Origin of the sequence: Streptomyces sp. NPDC014991 (assembly GCF_043080665.1) — a bacterium.
Taxonomy (GTDB): Bacteria; Actinomycetota; Actinomycetes; order Streptomycetales; family Streptomycetaceae; genus Streptomyces.
On the sequence record NZ_JBIBVY010000009.1, the window covers coordinates 83557 to 101384 of the forward strand.

Annotated in this window: 16 protein-coding genes and 1 tRNA gene; 11 read left to right on the forward strand and 6 right to left on the reverse strand. The window is 75.0% G+C overall.

Features of this window, described 5'->3' with window-relative positions; genetic code table 11:
• The first annotated feature begins 31 nt into the window (after positions 1-31).
• Entirely contained in the window at positions 32-559 is a 528-nt protein-coding gene (locus tag ACF1BE_RS16425; protein ID WP_392199714.1) for a hypothetical protein, read from the forward strand.
• Between the two features lie 40 nt (positions 560-599).
• On the opposite strand, the gene ACF1BE_RS16430 is transcribed toward ACF1BE_RS16425, so the two are convergent.
• A complete protein-coding gene (locus ACF1BE_RS16430; protein ID WP_392199715.1) occupies positions 600-1469 on the reverse strand; it encodes a spermidine synthase in 870 nt (289 codons plus the stop codon).
• Positions 1470-1503: 34 nt separating this feature from the next.
• On the reverse strand, positions 1504-1914 hold the full coding sequence (locus ACF1BE_RS16435) for a hypothetical protein (protein ID WP_392199716.1): 411 nt from the start codon (positions 1912-1914) through the stop codon (positions 1504-1506).
• 271 nt (positions 1915-2185) lie between these two features.
• Between ACF1BE_RS16435 and ACF1BE_RS16440 the strand changes: the two genes are divergently transcribed.
• Positions 2186-3667 (forward strand): hypothetical protein, encoded by a 1482-nt coding sequence (locus ACF1BE_RS16440; RefSeq protein WP_392199717.1) that lies wholly within the window; start codon positions 2186-2188, stop codon positions 3665-3667.
• A gap of 405 nt (positions 3668-4072) precedes the next feature.
• On the opposite strand, the gene ACF1BE_RS16445 is transcribed toward ACF1BE_RS16440, so the two are convergent.
• Positions 4073-4669, reverse strand: coding sequence for a histidine phosphatase family protein (locus tag ACF1BE_RS16445; protein WP_392199718.1), 597 nt, complete (start codon positions 4667-4669; stop codon positions 4073-4075).
• A gap of 240 nt (positions 4670-4909) precedes the next feature.
• On the opposite strand from ACF1BE_RS16445, the gene ACF1BE_RS16450 reads away from it, so the two are divergent.
• From ACF1BE_RS16450 to ACF1BE_RS16480, 7 genes are all read left to right on the forward strand, one after another.
• Positions 4910-5854 carry a phosphatase PAP2 family protein gene (locus ACF1BE_RS16450; protein ID WP_392199719.1) on the forward strand — a complete coding sequence of 315 codons (945 nt, stop codon included), beginning with the start codon at positions 4910-4912 and terminating at the stop codon, positions 5852-5854.
• Between the two features lies 1 nt (position 5855).
• A complete protein-coding gene (locus ACF1BE_RS16455) occupies positions 5856-6938 on the forward strand; it encodes a hypothetical protein (RefSeq protein WP_392199870.1) in 1083 nt (360 codons plus the stop codon).
• Positions 6929-8518, forward strand: coding sequence for a hypothetical protein (locus tag ACF1BE_RS16460; RefSeq protein ID WP_392199720.1), 1590 nt, complete (start codon positions 6929-6931; stop codon positions 8516-8518). Before ACF1BE_RS16455 ends, ACF1BE_RS16460 begins: the two co-directional genes overlap by 10 nt.
• Entirely contained in the window at positions 8515-9876 is a 1362-nt protein-coding gene (locus ACF1BE_RS16465) for an AAA domain-containing protein (protein WP_392199721.1), read from the forward strand. Before ACF1BE_RS16460 ends, ACF1BE_RS16465 begins: the two co-directional genes overlap by 4 nt.
• Positions 9877-9968: 92 nt before the next feature.
• Positions 9969-10337: a hypothetical protein gene (locus ACF1BE_RS16470; protein ID WP_392199722.1), complete on the forward strand. Its 369-nt coding sequence runs from the start codon at positions 9969-9971 to the stop codon at positions 10335-10337.
• 129 nt (positions 10338-10466) lie between these two features.
• On the forward strand, positions 10467-11036 hold the full coding sequence (locus tag ACF1BE_RS16475) for a bifunctional DNA primase/polymerase (RefSeq protein ID WP_392199723.1): 570 nt from the start codon (positions 10467-10469) through the stop codon (positions 11034-11036).
• Positions 11027-11100: transfer RNA gene (locus ACF1BE_RS16480), tRNA-Lys, on the forward strand. The genes ACF1BE_RS16475 and ACF1BE_RS16480 overlap by 10 nt, the downstream gene beginning before the upstream one ends.
• Positions 11101-11174: 74 nt before the next feature.
• On the opposite strand, the gene ACF1BE_RS16485 is transcribed toward ACF1BE_RS16480, so the two are convergent.
• Positions 11175-12434 carry a M6 family metalloprotease domain-containing protein gene (locus ACF1BE_RS16485; RefSeq protein ID WP_392199724.1) on the reverse strand — a complete coding sequence of 420 codons (1260 nt, stop codon included), beginning with the start codon at positions 12432-12434 and terminating at the stop codon, positions 11175-11177.
• 319 nt (positions 12435-12753) lie between these two features.
• On the opposite strand from ACF1BE_RS16485, the gene ACF1BE_RS16490 reads away from it, so the two are divergent.
• Positions 12754-14559: a putative bifunctional diguanylate cyclase/phosphodiesterase gene (locus ACF1BE_RS16490; RefSeq protein ID WP_392199725.1), complete on the forward strand. Its 1806-nt coding sequence runs from the start codon at positions 12754-12756 to the stop codon at positions 14557-14559.
• Here the strand turns inward: ACF1BE_RS16490 and ACF1BE_RS16495 are convergent.
• Both ACF1BE_RS16495 and ACF1BE_RS16500 read right to left on the reverse strand, forming a co-directional pair.
• On the reverse strand, positions 14538-15635 hold the full coding sequence (locus tag ACF1BE_RS16495; RefSeq protein ID WP_392199726.1) for an LLM class flavin-dependent oxidoreductase: 1098 nt from the start codon (positions 15633-15635) through the stop codon (positions 14538-14540). The two genes, ACF1BE_RS16490 and ACF1BE_RS16495, sit on opposite strands and share 22 nt — an antisense overlap.
• 127 nt (positions 15636-15762) lie before the next feature.
• Complete coding sequence (locus ACF1BE_RS16500; RefSeq protein WP_392199727.1) at positions 15763-16494, reverse strand: aspartate/glutamate racemase family protein; 732 nt, start codon at positions 16492-16494, stop codon at positions 15763-15765.
• Positions 16495-16732: 238 nt separating this feature from the next.
• Between ACF1BE_RS16500 and ACF1BE_RS16505 the strand changes: the two genes are divergently transcribed.
• Positions 16733-17677 carry a D-2-hydroxyacid dehydrogenase gene (locus ACF1BE_RS16505; RefSeq protein WP_392199728.1) on the forward strand — a complete coding sequence of 315 codons (945 nt, stop codon included), beginning with the start codon at positions 16733-16735 and terminating at the stop codon, positions 17675-17677.
• Positions 17678-17828 lie beyond the last annotated feature (151 nt).

The following is a 17828-nucleotide window of genomic DNA, read 5'->3' on the forward strand; positions in this document are numbered from 1 at the left end:
CGGCCGTCCCCCTGGGGCAGTATGGCCCGCGATGCGCAGAGGACTCGTACACGTACTGGCGTGGCTGCTCGCGACGGGAGCGGCGGTCACGCTGTCGTGGTGGGGTGTGCACACGGTGATGGCGGGGACGGCGTACGAGCCGCCGCGGGCCCTGCCGGTCGCGGCGGCCGACGCGGCCACCCGGCGCCCGGAGTCACCGGCCCCGAAGCCGCCCGTCCCGTCGACCACCCGGCCGTCCCCGTCAGGGACTCCGTCGTCCGGGCCGCCGGCGGCCGCGCCCTCGCGGACGCCGGCCCCCGCCGCCAGCCACTCCCCCACCGTCGCCGCCTCCGCCGCCGGCCGGGTCAGGTCCTACGACACCGACGGCGGCCGGGCGGTCTTCGACCTGGGCACCTCCGGCGCGACCCTCGTCTCGGCGACCCCGGGGGCCGGCTGGTCGATGCAGGTGTGGAAGACGACGGCGTGGATCCGGGTGGAGTTCGCCCGGGGCGCGGACCGGGTGACGGTGTTCTGCACCTGGCACGACGGGCCGCCCCGGGTCGACATAGGGACCTACTGACCCGCCGGCGGCGTACCCGGCCGGCCCGGGGCGCGGAGGCCTACTGGAACACCGAGGGCGGCGGGGCCGGGGAGGCCACCGCGGCCTCGTCCGTCACGGGTCCCGCGCCACCGGTGAAGTCGATGAGCGCGCGGCCGTGTTCGACGCGGCCGGAGTGCGGGTCGGAGGCGGCGCGCCGGGTGAGTTCGGCGAGCGGCAGCGGCAGGTCGGAGGCGACCAGGACGGCGTTGCCGAAGCGTTTGCCGCGCAGGACGGCCGGGTCGGCGACGAGCGCGAGTTCACCGAACCGGGCGGCCGCGGTGGCGATCTGCCCGCGCAGGTACGCGAGCGGCGGGCCGTCGGCCAGGTTGGCCGCGTAGACACCGGAGGGCTTCAGCGCGCGGCGGACCTCGTCCAGGAACTCGGTGGAGGTGAGGTGGGCGGGGGTGCGGGCGCCGCTGAAGACGTCGGCGACGACCAGGTCGGCCCAGCCGTCCGGCACCTTGGCGAGCCCCGCGCGGGCGTCCGTCGCACGCACCCGGATGCGGGCCTGTGGGTCCAGCGGCAGTTCGCGCCGGACCAACTGGACCAGGCCCGCGTCCCGTTCGACGACCTGCTGGGTGGAGCGGGGCCGGGTCGCGGCGACGTACCGGGCGAGGGTGAACGCGCCGCCGCCGAGGTGCACGGCGTGCACCGGCCTGCCGGGCGGGGCGGCGAGGTCGATGACGTGGCCGATGCGGCGCTGGTACTCGAAGGACAGGTACGCGGGGTCGTCCAGGTCGACGTGCGACTGGGGCGCCCCGTCGACCAGCAGCGTCCAGGCACGGGCGCGGTCCGGGTCGGGTACGAGCCGCGCGAGCCCGCCGTCGACCGGTTCCTCGACGGCCGCGGCGGGGGCCGACCTGCTCCGTGTCTTCCTCGACCTGCCCATCCGCCCATTTTCGCAGCTGCCGCGGGCCCACGGGTCACCGGCGGCTGTCGGCCGCCTCGATCAGCCGGGCCGCCTCCCCCAGAGCCCGGCGCAGCACCGCCGGGTCGGTGGCGAGGTCGGCCTCGCCGGGCGGCAGCAGCCAGTCCGAACCGGCCACGGGCGGCTCGGGGGCCAGGCGCAGCCCACGCCCGTCCGTCTCGGTGCAGGTGCTGCCGGGCAGGTCCCAGCCGGCCGCCGTACCGGCCGGCACCACGAAGCCGAGGGTGCCGCAGCCGTCGTCGTGCAGGACGGGTCCCACCGCGTCGACGGCGCCGCGGCGCAGGATGTCGACCGCCTCCAGGCCCTGCCGGGCCGGAACCGTCACGAGGTCGCACCCCGCGTCGCCTCCCGCGGACGACGACGCGGGGTGCGACGTCCGAGGATCCTTGCTCTGGCTGGTCTCCATGCCGGCCTCCACCACACAGCCCACTCGCGGTCCATGGAGCCCAACGCGTGAGCGCGTCAACGGCTACGGCACAAGTGCGCGCCAAAGGATGGCACTTCATGGCAGATCGTGCGCGAGATGACCGTTTTGTAGCCAAACGCCGTGTGACGGGCCTCGCACAGCAGGTACCTTCAGGCCCGCCGGAACCAGGGCGTCACCCGGACACCGTCCGGGACCGCCCCGGGCCCGGCACGGTTCGACGGTTCCACGGTTCGCACGAGAGGACCCGGCCATGGCGTCGTCCACGGTGACCTCGTCACAGCCCGAACGGCCACCCCGGCCGAACCTCGCCTTCCGGCGGCTGCGCGGCCGGCGCTCACCGGCCGAGTTCGCGGCGCTGGTACGGCGGGCGGCGCGTGAGATCGGTGAGCGGGTGAGCTGTGACGCGCGCTACGTCGGCCGGGTCGAGGCAGGTGAGATCCGCTGCCCCAACTACGCCTACGAGCGGGTGTTCCTGCACATGTTCCCCGGCCGCACGCTGACCGACCTCGGCTTCGCGTCCCGTTCGGCCGTCCGCGGACGCGCGGCGCGTACGGCCGCGGAGGCACGCGCCGCGGGTGCGGTGCCGGATGAGACGCACGGGGCCGCCCGGCCGTATGACACGCAGAACCCGCACGACCCGGCCGGCCCGGATCCCTCGGACGTCCGGCACGGACCGTACGAGAACGACCCCTGGAACCACGAGGAGAGCGACGTGCTGCGTCGCGCGTTCATGACCGGCTCAGGCGCCACGGTGGCCGCCGCCACGCTGGCCCCGCTGAGGCTCACCACCGGCGCCGCGGCGGCCGGGCGGCCGCCCCGGCGGGCCGGCACCCCCGAGGCGGCCGCCCTGGAGGAGGCCGTCCGCCGCATCCGGCTGCTCGACGACCGGCACGGCGCGGACGGCCTCTACCGGCGCGCGGCGGCTCCGCTGCGCGCGGCGTACGCGCTGCTGGACGCCGGCGCGACCCGGCAGACGACCACCGACCGGCTGCACGCGGGCGCCGGTGAACTCGCCATCTCCGTGGGCTGGCTGGCCCACGACTCCGGCCGCTTCGACGACGCGCGCTCGCACTACGCCGAGGCGCTGGCCACGGCGCGCATGACCGGCGACCCGGGGCTGGAGGCGCACGCCTTCTGCAACACCGCGTTCCTGGCGCGGGACGCCGGCCGCCCCCGGGAGGCGGTCCGGGCCGCGCAGGCCGCGCAGCGCGCCGGCCGGGCCCTGGGCTCCGACCGCCTGATGTCCCTCCTCGCGCTGCGCGAGGCGGGCGGCTGGGCGGGGCTCGCCGACCGCGCCGGCTGCGAGCAGGCGCTGGCCCGCGCGCAGGCCCTCTTCGCGGCGGGCCGCTCGGACGCCGACCCCGAGTGGATGAGCTTCTACGGAGAGGCCGAACTGGAGGGGCTGGAAGCGCAGTGCTGGTCCACGCTGGGCGACTGGCGGCGGGCGTCCCGGCACGCGCGGCGCGCGGCGCGGCTGCAGGATCCGCACTTCACCCGCAACATCGCGCTCTACACCGCGGAACTGGCCGACGACCTGGCCCACGAGGGCCGTCCCGACGAGGCCGCCGAGGCGGGGCTGCGGGTACTGGACCTGCTGGACCAGGTCCAGTCCTCCCGCATCCAGACGATGCTGGCGGCCACGACCAGGGTCCTGCTCCCGCACCGACGCGCGCCGGGCGTCTCGGACTTCCTGAGCCGCCACGCCTCCCTGCCGCGAACCGGCCGGGCGTAGGGCGCCGCTGACGGAGCGGGGAGCGCCGTCGCCGGCCGGGGGTGGGCGTACGCGCCGTCGAGGCGCACGCCACCGTGCGCGCCCGCCCGGGGGGCTTCCAGTGGGCTCCGGGACGCTCGGAGGCCGACCTCGGCGGGCACAGCCCGGCGTTGAGGCGTACGTCACCTGCTCCGCCCCGGCACCGACCGGTTCCGCTCCGGCCGAGGGGCGTGCGGTGGACCCCACGGCGTGGACGCCCGCACCGGCGGGCGCAGCGCGCTGCCGAGGGTCACGTCACCGTGCTCCGACCGGCACCGCCCCGGCCGGCGGGCACCCACCGGCCGTACGGAGCACATGGACACCGGTCCCGGCGGGCACGTCCCGTCGCTGAGGCGTACGTCACCCCGCCCCGGCCGGCGGTGGGCGTCAGCCCGCCAGGTGGCCCACGTCGTTCCAGGTCTCGATCGCCGGTTCGCCGTAGGCCCAGCCCAGTACGGACAGCGACGTCGGGTTCAGTCGTATCCGGGCGGCGAAGTCCAGGGGCAGGCCCAGCCACCGCGCCCCGATCGACCGCAGGATGTGCCCGTGGGCGAAGACCAGCACGTCCCGGTCGGCCGAGCGCGCCCAGGACACCACCTCGTCCGCGCGCCCGGTGACCTCGGCCAGGGACTCGCCCTCCGGGACGCCGTCCCGCCAGATCAGCCAACCGGGCCGGACGGCCTGGATCTCGGCGGGGGTCATGCCCTCGTACGCGCCGTAGTCCCACTCCATGAGCGTGTCCCACACGGTGGCGCGGTCGCCGAAGCCGGCCAGTTCGCACGTCTCGTGCGCGCGGGAGAGCGGGCTGCTGCGCACCTCCGCGTCCGCCAGCCCGTCCAGCGGAGCGCGGTGCAGCCGCTCGCCGAGCAGCTTGGCCCCGCGCCGGCCCTCCTCCAGCAGCGGCACGTCGGTCCTGCCGGTGTGCTTGCCGGACAGCGACCAGGCCGTCTGTCCGTGCCGGGCCAGCAGGATGCGCGGTGCCATGGGAGACCTTCCGGGACGGTGGCGCCGACACGGACGCCACGGAAAAACGTGTGCATGCGGTCCCTCCATCATCGCGCACCGTCCTGCGGCGCAACCCGGCGGGCGATCTGGGCGTCTTCGAGGGCTGGACGGCCACCGGCGCGGAAGCCGGAGCGCCCTCATGGGCGGCGCCGGCACACCGTAAAGTGGCACGGTCGCCCGCCGGGGCGCGCCGTACAGCAGAAGGGGGAGGGCGATCGGATGCCGCAGACCGAGACACCGGGCACCGAGGCGGCCCCGCGATCCCGGTTGCGCTGGTGGACCGAACTGCCGCTGATCGTGCTGGTCTACGGCTGCTACTCGGCCGGCCGGCTCCTCGCGCGCGGTGACGTCACCAGCGCCGTCGACCACGGACTGGCGATCCTGCGCATCGAGAAGGCCCTGCACCTGAACGCCGAACACCCGCTGAACCGGCTGTTCACGCGGGCGACCTGGCTCGGCGTGCCCGCCGACTTCTGGTACGCGTCGCTGCACTACCTGGTCACGCCCGCCGTCCTGATCTGGCTGTTCCGTGCCCGTGCCCGGCACTACCGGGCGGCCCGCACCTGGCTGATGACGTCCACGTTCATGGGGCTGATCGGCTTCACCCTGCTGCCGACCTGCCCGCCCCGCCTGCTCTCCGCCGGCCACGGCTTCGTGGACACGATGGCGCAGTACAGCACGTACGGCTGGTGGGGCAGCCAGGCCAGCGCGCCGCGCGGCATGGGCGGCATGACCAACCAGTACGCGGCGATGCCGAGCCTGCACGTGGGCTGGGCGCTGTGGTGCGGCGTGATGCTGTGGCGGTACGGCGGCTCACGCCTGACGAAGGTCCTGGGCGTCGTCTACCCGCTGCTGACCGCGCTCGTGGTCATGGGCACCGCCAACCACTACCTCCTGGACGCGGTCGCGGGCGTCGCCGTGATGGGTGCCGGCTTCCTGCTGGCGCCGCGTGTGACGCGGGCCGCGGACCTGGTCCGGTCCCGCCTGTTCCGGCCCGCTCCGGCGGTCGCGGGCGTCACCGGTTCACCGATTGTCAGTGCCGGATGCCAGACTTCCGCGGGTGAGCGAATTCCACGGCAGCGCGCGTCATCGCCCGACCTCGCGGCCGGACCGGACGTCTCCCCCACCGGAGCGGGAGAAGGGGCTCCGGCACCGGCTCGCTGAGCTGCGCGGTCCCGACGTACCGGCCAAGGCCCTGGACGCGCGCGCCCTCGCGGCGCTCGCCGCGAACCCCGGCTGTTCCCGGCGGGCGATCCTGGACGGCGCCGGGGTGGACAAGGCCCGGCTGGCGACCGCGCTGGGCGCGCCCTCCGGCTTCGGGCAGTCGCAGTTCGCGCTGACCCGGGGCAACGCCTTCGAGGCCCGGGTGAAGGCGGACGGCGGCGCCGAGCTGCTGCGGCTGGCGCACGCCCGCCTCGACCCGGGCGCCGAACCGCCCGCGGAGGCGTCCCTGCCCGACCTGACCGCGCACGGCCCGCAGGGGCGTACGGCCCGGACGGCGCTGGCGCTGCGCGAGGCCACGCGGGCCGGTGGCTGGACGCTCCTCGACCATCCGATGCTGGCCCTGGACGTGGCGGGTTCGCTCGCCTTCGTGGAGCCGGACGCGGTGGTGGTCCACCCGGACGGCAGCTGGTCGGTGGTGGAGATCAAGTCCTTCCCGATGGTGGACGGCTCCGCGGACCCGTCGAAGGTGGGCGCGGCGGCCCGGCAGGCGGCGGTGTACGTGCTCGCCCTGGAGGACGTCGCCGCCCGTCTCGATCCCGCCCCGCGCGTGCGTCACCGGGTGCTGCTGGTGTGCCCGAAGGACTTCTCCAACCTGCCCGCGGGCTGTGCCGTGGACGTCCGCAGGCAGCGTGCGGTCACCGCCCGCCAGCTCGCCCGGCTGACCCGGGTCGAGGAGATCGCCGGCGCGCTGCCCGAGGGCACGTGCTTCGCGCCCGACCGGCCCGCCGAGGAGCTGACGGCGGCCGTGGAGGCGGTGCCGGCGACGTACGCGCCCGAGTGCCTGTCCGCCTGCGAACTCGCCTTCCACTGCCGGGACCGCGCTCGCGCGGCCGGCGCCGTCACCCGCCTCGGCCGGCCCCTGCGGGCCGAGCTGGGCGGCCTCGCCACGGTCGAGGAGGTTCTCGCGGCGGCCCGTGGCGAGAGCGGCGATCCCGAAGACCCGGCGGTGGCGGCCCTGCGCCGGGCGGCCCGGCTGCGTGCGGAGGCCCTGGCAGCCGCCGTGGAGGTGGCCCCGTGTCCCTGATCGACACCCTCGCCCGGCTGGAAGCCGTCGGCAGCGGCCGGGCGCAGCCCGCCGCGACCGTCCGGCACCGGCACCTGTCCGACCGCCCGCTGGTGTTCGTGCCGCTGACCACGGCCGGTGAGACCGGCGCCCCGCTCGGCGCGCTGGTCGGCACCGACCGGGACGCGCCCCGGCTGCTGGCCGTGCCGCAGCCCCGCGACCGGGATCTGCGCTTCACGTTCCTCGCCGACCTGGCCGACGCCGTCCTGCCGTACCTGGACTCCTACGCGGAGTCGGTGGAGCCGGCCGAGCGCACGGAGACCGATCCGGAGACCGGCAAGCGGGTCAAGGTGGAGGCCGAGCTGTGCGCGGACGCGCCCCAGCTGATCGTGCCGAGCCGAGCGGGCCTGGACTTCGTACGGCTCCTCGGCCGCTCGACGCGTTTTCGCCGCACCGCCGAGCAGGATCCGGACGCGCCCTACCCGGCGCCGCCCCGGGTGCCGCTGCTCGGCCGCTGGCTGACCCACTACGGCGAGCGGTCCCGGGTGCCCGGCTCCTCCCTGCTCCTGGCCCTGACCGACCTGCTCGCCCGGCACTGGGCGACCGGCCAGTCCGGCCTGGAGGACCAGCATCTGGGCGCGCTGCTCGCCTGGATCGACCCGCCCGGGGACGAGAGCGGCGCGGAGGCCGCGCGCCGGGCCGAGCTGGGGCGGGACGCGGCCGGCCAGCTGCTGTGCCCGCCGGCCGGCCCCGCGACCGATCCGGCGTTCGACAACAAGCTGCTGGCCCCGGCGATCGAGCGGTACGACCGCGCGCGTACCGCCCTGGCCGCCGCCGAGGACCCGCTGGAGGCCGACGACCGGCTGGCCGCGCTCACCGCGGCCGAACGCGACGTCCGCGCTCTCGTCGAGAGCCGTACGCGGCCCACCTGGGACGCGGTGTGGCGGGGCCTGGACCTGCTGCGGGCGCTGCCGGAGGGCGCTCATGTCGAGGAGCGCTGGACACGGGACCGCTGGTCGTTCACCGGGCACCGGGACCGGGTGCTGGCCGGGGAGCCCCCGCAGCCGCGCCGGGACGACGCGGTGACCGCGGCGAACAAGCTGGCGACGCGCGAGCGCGAGCAGGCCCGCCTGGAGGCGCATGAGGCGCTGGACGATCCGCTGGTGATGGCCGGGCGGCGGCTGGCCGGGGAGGCGTTCGCCGGTGAGGTCACCGAGGTGGTGATGGCGTACAGCGAGAGCAGACGGCCGAGCCCGCGCCCGCTGGTGACCGTCCGCACGGAGGACCGGCCGCATCTCGGGGAGCGGGCCCGGGTGTACCGCTCGGTGGGTGGCAGGCCGCAGTCGGCGGAGTTCGCCGGCGCGGAGGACGAGGGCGTGCTGGTGCTGCGGATCCTGGACCGGATGGGCCGCGGGAAGGAGCCCGAGCCCGGTTCGGTGCCCGCGAAGGGCGACCGGGTGTGCTTCACCCTGTTCGAGCACGAGCAGCGCGGCGGCGCGAAGCTGCCCGGCCCGGAGGAGACCCCGTGGACGCACGGCGGCCCGCCGGGCGAGCCCGTGGCGGAGACGCCCGACACCGTGACCGAGGAGGACGTGCTGTGACGACCGTCGGCTTCGACCCCGCGGCCGCGGCCGCCCGCGCCACCGACGCGATCCTGCACGACACGCTGCACGGCACCGAGCGGGGCGTGGTGGTCGACTCCCCGCCCGGCGCCGGCAAGTCCACGCTGGTGGTCCGCGCGGCCCTGGAGCTGGCCGGCGCGGGCCGCCCGCTGATGGTGGTCGCCCAGACGAACGCCCAGGTGGACGACCTCGTCCTGCGCCTCGCCGCGAAGGATGCGGAGTTGCCGGTGGGCCGCCTGCACAGCAGCGACAGCGACCCGTACGACACGGCGCTGGACGCCCTGCCGAACGTCCGTACGTCCGCGAAGGCCGCCGATCTGAGCGGCCTGCCGGTGGTGCTGTCCACCGCCGCGAAGTGGGCGCACGTGACGGTGGACGAGCCGTGGGGGCACGCGATCGTCGACGAGGCGTACCAGATGCGCTCGGACTCCCTGCTCGCCGTGGCCGGTCTGTTCGAGCGGGCGCTGTTCGTGGGCGACCCGGGCCAGCTCGACCCGTTCGCGACCGTCGGCAGCGACCAGTGGGCGGGCCTGTCGTACGACCCGTCGGCGTCCGCGGTCACCACCCTGCTGGCGCACAACCCCGGCCTGCCGCAGCACCGCCTGCCGGTGTCCTGGCGCCTGCCCGCCTCGGCGGCTCCCCTCGTGTCACGCGCCTTCTACCCGTACACCCCGTTCCGCAGCGGCACGGACCACGGCGACCGCCGCCTCACCTTCGCGGTCCCGTCCGACGGCTCCGGCCCCGACCAGGTGATCGACGAGGCGGCGGAGACCGGCTGGGGCCTGCTGGAGCTGCCCGCCCGGCACACCCCTCGCACGGACCCGGAGGCGGTGCGGGCGGTGGCGGCGGTGGTCCGGCGCCTGCTGGACCGCGGCGGTGCCGCGATCTCGGAACCGCCCCCGTCCCCGCGTCCGCCGGCCGGGGGCGGCGCCACCCCGCTCACCGCCGACCGGGTCGCGGTGGGCACGGCCCACCGCGACCAGGCGGCGGCGGTCCGCGCGGCCCTGGCCGACCTCGGTGTCCTGGACGTGACCGTCGACACCGCGAACCGCCTCCAGGGCCGCGAGTACGACGTCACGGTCGTCCTGCACCCGCTCTCCGGCCGTCCCGACGCCACCGCCTTCCACCTGGAGACCGGCCGCCTGTGCGTCCTGGCCTCCCGCCACCGCCACGCGTGCATCGTGGTCTGCCGCGCCGGGGTGAGCGACCTCCTGGACGACTACCCGTCCACGGAACCGGTCCAGCTGGGCACGCTCGTGAAGTTCCCGGACGGCTGGGAGGCCAACCACGCCGTACTGGCCCACCTCGCCGAACACCGGGTGAACTGGCGGCCGTGAGGGTCCGACGGCCCCTTGCGGGCGCGCGGGACAATGGACGGGGGGCCACCTGAAGGCGGTGCCCAGCGATCCGTACGAGGAGGAGACACAACATGGCGGAGCCCACGCCGCGTCGTAACGAACCGCGGCTACGCCCCGCGCCCCTGCTCTTCGAGCCCGCGGAGGCGGCTGCCGATCCGGAGCACTTCTTCGATCTGGAGTCGATGGAGGATCCGCGGGCGCTGCTGGCGCGGTCGACGGAGCTGGCCCAGGCGTTCCGTGCGGCGGCCGACCGGGCTGTGGAGTTCCAGGCTCTCGCGGCGGCCCAGCTCGCCGACCCGCGCCGGTTCGACCGGCTGACGGCGGCGGACATCGCCGAGCGGGCGGAGTGGACCGAGGACTACGCGAAGAAGATGGTGGAGTTCGGGAGGGACCTGCTGCGGGGGAACGTCGAGGGGCGGACGCCCGTCGATCCCGGGTAGCCGCGCCCGGTGCCGCGGGTACCTCCCAGGCATATGCCAGGCGGGCAAGATACTCCTCCCCTCCGTGCCCTGTCCCTGTTTTCGCAACTCTGCAGAACCGCCCGCTCACCGCCTGTACATCTGGGTCGTATGAGCAGCGCACCGAACGTCACCCGCGTCAGTTCCGAGGGCGCCGCCTGGCTCGCCTCGGCAGCCACGTACCCGCGCAGCACCCTGGCCCTCTGGGAGGAACGTCCGGACGCCCCGGTCGTCCTGCCCTGCGGCGCCGTCTTCGACGTGGTCAGCGCCCCGGCGGCCTTCGGGCGCCGGATGCTGGACCGGCTGTGGGACGAGGGACCGGGCTCGGGGCCCGTCGCGGTGGTCCGGGGCCGGACCCTGCTGTTCACCGCCCCGGGCACGGCTCAGCGGCTGCCCTCGCTGCTGGCCTGGGAGGAGTGGGGGTCCCGGCGGACGCGGGCGGTACCGGCGCTGCTGTGCCACGGCACCGGGGACGCGGTGACGGTGCCGGCCCCGGCCGGGAACGACACCCCCGGCGCCTCCCGCTGGCTGGTCGCCCCCGACACCCGGCACCCCTGGCTGCCCGGCCCCGAGATCGTGCTCTGGGCGGCCGTCCGGGCGGCCCGGGCGGCGGTGCGCATATCGATTTTTCCTCCCGCCGACCAGGATGCTAAGGTCTACGACGTCAGCAGGCGCCGCTAGCTCAGTTGGTTAGAGCAGCTGACTCTTAATCAGCGGGTCCGGGGTTCGAGTCCCTGGCGGCGCACATGACGAGGGCGGGTCACGACCGGGTAGTTCCGGACGTGGCCCGCCTTTCTGCTTCCCGTGCCGGCCGGGGGCTCAGTCACTCATCGTCGGGGTGATCCGCACCGTCCACGCCCCCGAGGCCGTCCGGTCCTCCACCTCCACCCGCACGCCCTCCCCGGGCACGGTGAAACTCTCCCCGAGGGAGACCGGCGCGTCGGCCAGCGGCGGGTAGACCGAGTTCTCCCAGCAGGCCTCGGTGCGCGGGTGGGCGTCCACCACCTCCACCGGGCCGCCGCCGGACTCGGTGCCGCCGCGCACCCGGTAGACCAGGATGCCCTGCCGGCAGGAGGCGCGGTCGTTGCCGGCCGCGCCGCGCGCCTCGAAGGCCAGGACGCTGTCCGGGCCGGTGCGCACGACCGCCAGTTTGGCGCCGTGCCCGAGACCGAAGGCGGGTGCGCCGCCCGCGCTCCGCACCGCGACCCCCGGCCCGGCCGCGAGGGGCTCCAGGGTGAGGCGGGTCGGCGCGGTGCCGTGCACGCACACCACCTGGCGCGGGTCCAGCCAGCCGAGCTTCCACTTGTGCCAGGCGAGCAGGTCGGGGGCGAGACCGAACTGGCTGCCCATCAGGTCCCAGTCGCCGACGTAGGTGTCCCAGTCGCCCTTGCCGTCGACGGGGCGGTGATAGAGGTCGGGCAGGTCGAATACATGGCCGGTCTCGTGGGCGAGGACGAGACGGTCCGGCGGGTGTTTCTCCAACACGGTGACGACCCGGTGGATGTCGGTGCCGTCCACGCGCAGGGGCGTGTCGAGGTTCACGACCTTCGTGGCGTCGGAGTCGACGCCGGGTGCGTCCGGGTCGGCGACGAGGTAGACGACCCGGTAGCGGGAGAAGTCGACCTGCTTGTCGGCCACGGCGAACGCGTCCCGCAGATAGGCGGCCCGGTCCTCGGGGCTCCAGTCCCGCCGCATGGCGTACGCCGTCGACGGGCGCGGCATGCGCAGCCAGCGCGGGAGCGGACGCGGGCGCAGGGTGAAGCGGCCGTAGGAGGCCTGGGCGAAGAAGCGGCTGGTGACCGGGAAGTGGTCGGCGGTCAGCTCGGCGGGGGTGGTGCGCGGGGCGGCGTCCGGGAAGGAGAGGAAGACCAGGACGGCGTCAACGGTTCCGGTGGGGCGGGCGTAGGCGGCGTTCCAGGTGTCCAGGCCCTCCGAGTGGTGGGCTTCGGTCCGGTGCAGGGCACAGGGGGTCGTCGAGAAGGGCTCGGCGACCGACGGGCCGGTGAGGATCGAGGTCGCGGCGAGCGCCGACATCGTGGTGAACACGGCGGCGGTGCTGCGCAGCTTGGGCACGGACATGACCTCCGGATGCGGTTCGGGACCCGCACCCAGATTGCTGGTATTTGTCATGCTTTGCCGCGTTTGCCTGCACCAGAAGGGTGAGCGCGCTACTGTCGGGCACCGGCGCGCTCCGGCGCCCGACACCCCGGAACATTCACGGAACGTCACAACCGGTCGGAGGCCTGAAGAACCCGTCCAGGTGCGGGCAGAAACGATCTGTCAGAACCTGTGTCCGGTCCGGGACACTGGACAGTGGCTGGAAGGGCGGGGGGCCAGCCTCTATGATCGGCACACTTTCCGGCACGGACAGAGATCGAGTGCACTGCGGGAGCGAGCGGTGAGCGCAACGTCCGAAGGGCCGACGCCCGCGGCAGACCTCGACCGGTCAGCCGTCACAGTCAGTGACCATACCCCCTACCACCGTGTCTTCGCGGCGGCCCCGCTCGCCATGGCCGTCGTGGACCCCGAGGGACTCGTCGTCAGCGCCAACGCCGCCTTCGGCGAGCTGATCGGCGCCGATCCGGCGACGCTCGCCGGGCGGCCCGCCGCCGACCTGGTCGGCCTGGCCTCGGACGCCCGCAGCCGGCACGCGTACCGCGAGGTGCTGCGTGACGGGCAGGGCCGCCTGCGCTGCACCCGCCGGCTCAAGCACCCCGAGGGGCACTCGGTGTGGGTGCAGGTCACCGTCGCCCCGCTGACCGGCGGCGAGCCCGGCGTGCTGCTGTCGGCCACCGACATCAGCGCCCGCCGCGAACTCCAGGCCCGGCTGCGGCACCTGGAGATGCACGACCCGGTGACCCGGCTGCCCAACCGCGCGCTGTTCTTCGAGCGGCTGACGGCCGCGCTGGAGGCGGAGTCGTACGAGCGCAGCGGCACCGGCCGGATCGGTCTGTGCTATCTGGACCTCGACGGATTCAAGGCCGTCAACGACACTCTCGGCCATCGTTTCGGCGACCGCCTCCTCGCGGCCGTCGCCGAACGCCTGACCCGGGTCGCCGACGAGGCGGGGCGCGCACGGGCCGCCACCCCCCTGGTGGCCCGGCTCGGCGGTGACGAGTTCGCCCTGCTGGTGGAGGACTCCACCGGCACCGAACAGCTCGCCGATCTCGCCGAGTCGGCGCTGAGGGCGCTGGAGGAGCCCTTCGACCTGGGCGGGCAGCGGCTGTCGTCGACCGCGTCCATCGGCGTCGTCGAACGGCATGCGGCCGGGACCTCCGCGACCGGTCTGATGCAGGCGGCGGACACGACCCTGTACTGGGCGAAGGCCGACGGCAAGGGCCGCTGGACGCTGTTCGACCCCGAGCGCAACGCCCACCGCATGACCCGCCAGGCCCTGTCGTCCGCGCTCCGCCCCGCCATCGAACGCGGCGAGTTCGCCCTGGAGTACCAGCCGTTGGTCGGCATGGAGGACGGAAGGCTCAGCGGGGTGGAGGCGCTGGTGCGCTGGAACCACCCGCAGTTCGGCATGCTGACGCCGAATCGGTTCATCGGACTGGCCGAGGAGGATGGTTCGATCGTGCAGCTCGGCCGCTGGGCGCTGGCCACCGCCTGCCGGCAGGCCCACCGCTGGCAGACGGACAACCCGGGTGAGCCGCCCATCTTCGTCAGCGTGAACGTGGCCGTACGCCAGGTGTGGGACTCCGACCTGGTGGCCGACGTGGCGCAGACCCTCGCCGAGACCGGGCTCGCCCCGCAGCTGCTCCAGCTGGAGCTGACCGAGTCGGCGGTGATGGGTTCGGCGGGCCGCCCGCTCCAGGCGCTCCAGGCCCTCAGCGACATGGGCGTGCGCATCGCCATCGACGACTTCGGCACCGGCTACTCCAACCTCGCCTATCTCAGCCGCCTGCCGGTGTCGGTCCTGAAGCTGGACGGCTCCTTCGTGCGCGGCTTCCAGTACGAGGGCGACAAGAAGGCGCTGGCCCCCAACCCCGCCGACGAGGTCATCGTGGAGGCGATGATCCAGCTGGCCCACCGTCTCGGGCTGACGGTCACCGCCGAGTGCGTGGAGACCTCCGCCCAGGCCACCCGGCTGCGCCGGATCGGCTGCGACACCGGACAGGGCTGGCTGTACTCCCGTCCGGTGCCGCCGGACCGTATCTCCGAGCTGCTTCAGGCGCAGACCTACGCGGTCGGCAACCCGTAGGCGTCCGCGATCAGTTCGTAGGAGCGCAGGCGGAGTTCGCCGCGGTGGGCGTGCGAGGTGAGCATCAACTCGTCGGCGCCGGTGCGCTTGTGCAGGTCGTCCAGGCCGGAGCGGACCTCGTCGGCCGTGCCGTGCACGATGTTGGTCGTCCAGGAGGCGGCGAACTCCTCCTCCATCGGGCTGAACTCGTGCCGTTCGGCCTCCTCCGGATCGGGGAAGAGACCGGGGCGGCCGGTGCGCAGCCGGATCATGTTCAGCGCCATCGCCCGGGTCTGGCGGCGGGCCTCCCGCTCGTCGTCCGTGGCGAGCGCGGAGACACCGATGAGGGCGTACGGCTCGGCGAGGACCGCGGAGGGGCGGAAGGTCTGCCGGTACAGATCAAGGGCCGGGAGGGTGTTCTGCGCGGAGAAGTGGTGCGCGAAGGCGAACGGCAGGCCCAGCATCCCGGCCAGGCGGGCGCTGAAGCCGGAGGAGCCGAGCAGCCAGACCGGCGGGCGGTGCGGGGACTGCACACCGCCGGGCGCGGTGCCCTGGACCGGGCCGGGAATCGCGTGGATGCGGCGGAAGGGGTGGCCGTCGGGGAAGTCGTCGTCCAGGAAACGGGTCAGTTCGGCGAGCTGCTGCGGGAAGTCGTCGGCGCCCTCGTCGAGGGTGCCGGTACGGCGCAGGGCCGCGGCCGTGGCGCCGTCCGTGCCCGGTGCCCGGCCGAGACCCAGGTCGATGCGGCCCGGCGCCATCGCCTCCAGCGTGCCGAACTGCTCGGCGATCACCAGCGGAGCGTGGTTGGGCAGCATGACGCCGCCCGAACCGAGCCGGATGCGGTCGGTGTGGGCGGCGAGGTGCGCGAGGATCACGGCGGGCGAGGAGGAGGCGACGCCGGGCATGGAGTGGTGCTCGGCGACCCAGTACCGGTGGAAGCCGCGGGACTCCGTGAACCGGGCGAGCGCGACGCTGGTGCGCAGGGCGTCGGTGGCGGTGCTGCCCGCGCCGACGGTCACCAGGTCCAGTACGGACAGGGGGACGGGGGCGGTTCCGTGCGTCGTGCCCCGGATCTCGTCTGCCTCGGCTGCGGACACGGTGGGGGCCTCCTGTGATCGGGCGTGCTGTCAGGCGTGGGACGTCAGGCGTAACGCCGTCCCGCGGTGCCTAACAGGAGGCAGTCCCCGTTTATTCCGTGGGCGTCCCCCCGGCCGTGCGTGGCCGCTACGCCTGGACCCGGGGTTCCCGGGTGAAGAGGGTCCCGAGCGACGGCGCGTTCACCCGCCGGTCCGCCAGCCGGAGCCCCTCCCACACCGTGACCTGGTTGGCCGTGAGCACCGGCTTGGACAGCGCCTTCTCCAGCAGCGGGAGGTGGGCGGCCGTGTGCAGGGCCGTGTCCGGCAGCACCACGGCCTCCGCGTCGGCGGTGTCGGCCGCGCGGGCCAGCGCCAGCACGTCCTGCTCCTCCCAGGTGGCGGCCTCCGCCGCCGTGAGGGTCTCCGAGGACCGCACCCCGGTCACCTCCAGGCCCCCGGCCCGCAGGAACCGGGCGAACAGCTCGGCCACGTCCGCCGGGTACGTCGCGCCGACGGCGACCCGCCGGACGCCGATCTCCCGGGCCGCGTGCACGAAGGCGAACGACGTCGACGACGCCGGCATCCCGGCCAGCCGGGCCAGGGTCCGCACCTGTTCCTGGGCGCCCTCCCAGCCGTGCTGGAAACTGCCGCTGGTGGACGCCCACACCACCGCCTCCACCCCGGCCAGCCGCAGCGCCGCCACGCCCTCGGCGAGCCGCTCGGCGGAGTCCGTGCCACCCGGCGCGTCGGCCCGGCGCGTGTCCTCGCCGGTGCCGGTGTGCGCCAGGTCCACCCGGATGTCGCTGCCCAGGAGCTGCTCGATGCGTGGATAGTCGTCCTCTGCCGAGTGGCCCGGGGAGAGGAGTCCGAGTGCGGTCATGTCCAGCCTTCCTGCTGTGCGTCGGGCGGTACGGGCCGTGGGCGGGCGGCCGCGTGCGGCGGCGCCCGGTACGGCCTCATGGTGCGGATACCCCTTCGGCGCCGTGCTGCCCACATCACGGCCCGGGACGCGCCGGGAGGAGTGGACAACGAATGGCGGCAACCGCCTTGTTGACGACGGTGGGTCCGGGTGCGAGCGTGGTCCGTCCGCGCAGGCCAGACGCCGGGAGCCGCCCCGTATGACGCCGACCGTCCTCGTCCTCGACGCCGATCCGCCGCCCCGGCTGGGCCGTCTCACCGGCCGCGCCCGCATCGTGCACACGGACGCCGCGCACCTGGCCGAACGGCTGCCGGCGGCGGACGTGCTGCTGGTCTGGGACTTCACCTCGCACGCGGTGCGCGAGGCCTGGCCCGGCGACGGGCCCCGGCCGCGCTGGGTGCACACCGCGAGCGCGGGCGTCGACCATCTGATGTGCCCGGAACTGGCCGCGTCCGACACGGTGGTCACCAACGCGCGCGGCATCTTCGACCAGCCGGTCGCCGAGTACGTGGCGGCCCTCGTCCTGGCGGTCGCCAAGGACCTGCCGCGCACCCTGGAGCTGCAACGGGAGCGGACCTGGCGGCACCGGGAGGGCCGGCGGGTGGCGGGCACACGCGCGTGCGTCGTCGGCTCCGGCCCGATCGGCCGGGCCACCGCCCGCACCCTGAAGGCCCTGGGCGTGACGACGGCGCTGGTCGGGCGGGTGCCGCGGACCGGCGTGCACGGCCCGGCCGACCTCGACCGGCTGATCGCCCGCGCGGACTGGGTGATCGCGGCGGCTCCGCTGACCGGGCAGACGTACCGCATGTTCGACGCGCACCGGTTCGGCGTGATGCAGCCCTCGGCGTTCTTCGTGAACGTCGGCCGGGGCGGGCTGGTCGACGAGGAGGCCCTCGCCCGGGCGCTGGCCCGGCGCTGGATCGCGGGCGCGGCCCTGGACGTGTTCGCCGCCGAACCCCTGCCCGCGGACAGCCCGTTGTGGGAGCTGCCGGGGCTGATCGTGTCCCCGCACATGAGTGGTGACACGGCCGGCTGGCGCGACGAACTGGGCGTGCAGTTCGTGGAGTCGTACGAGCGGTGGGCGGCGGGGCGGCCGCTGCCGAACGTCGTCGACAAGACGCGCGGGTACGTGCCCGGTCACTGACCCCCCGGGAGGGCGCGGACGTGACGGAGGCCGCCGGGAACCGGGGTGGCCGTCGGGGTCCTGCCGTGCGGGTTGTGTTGGAGGCGGCCCTCGTCGTGCGGAGATGCTGGGCCGGGCGCGGCTCGTCTCCCAGCAGCACTTCCGGTTCGCG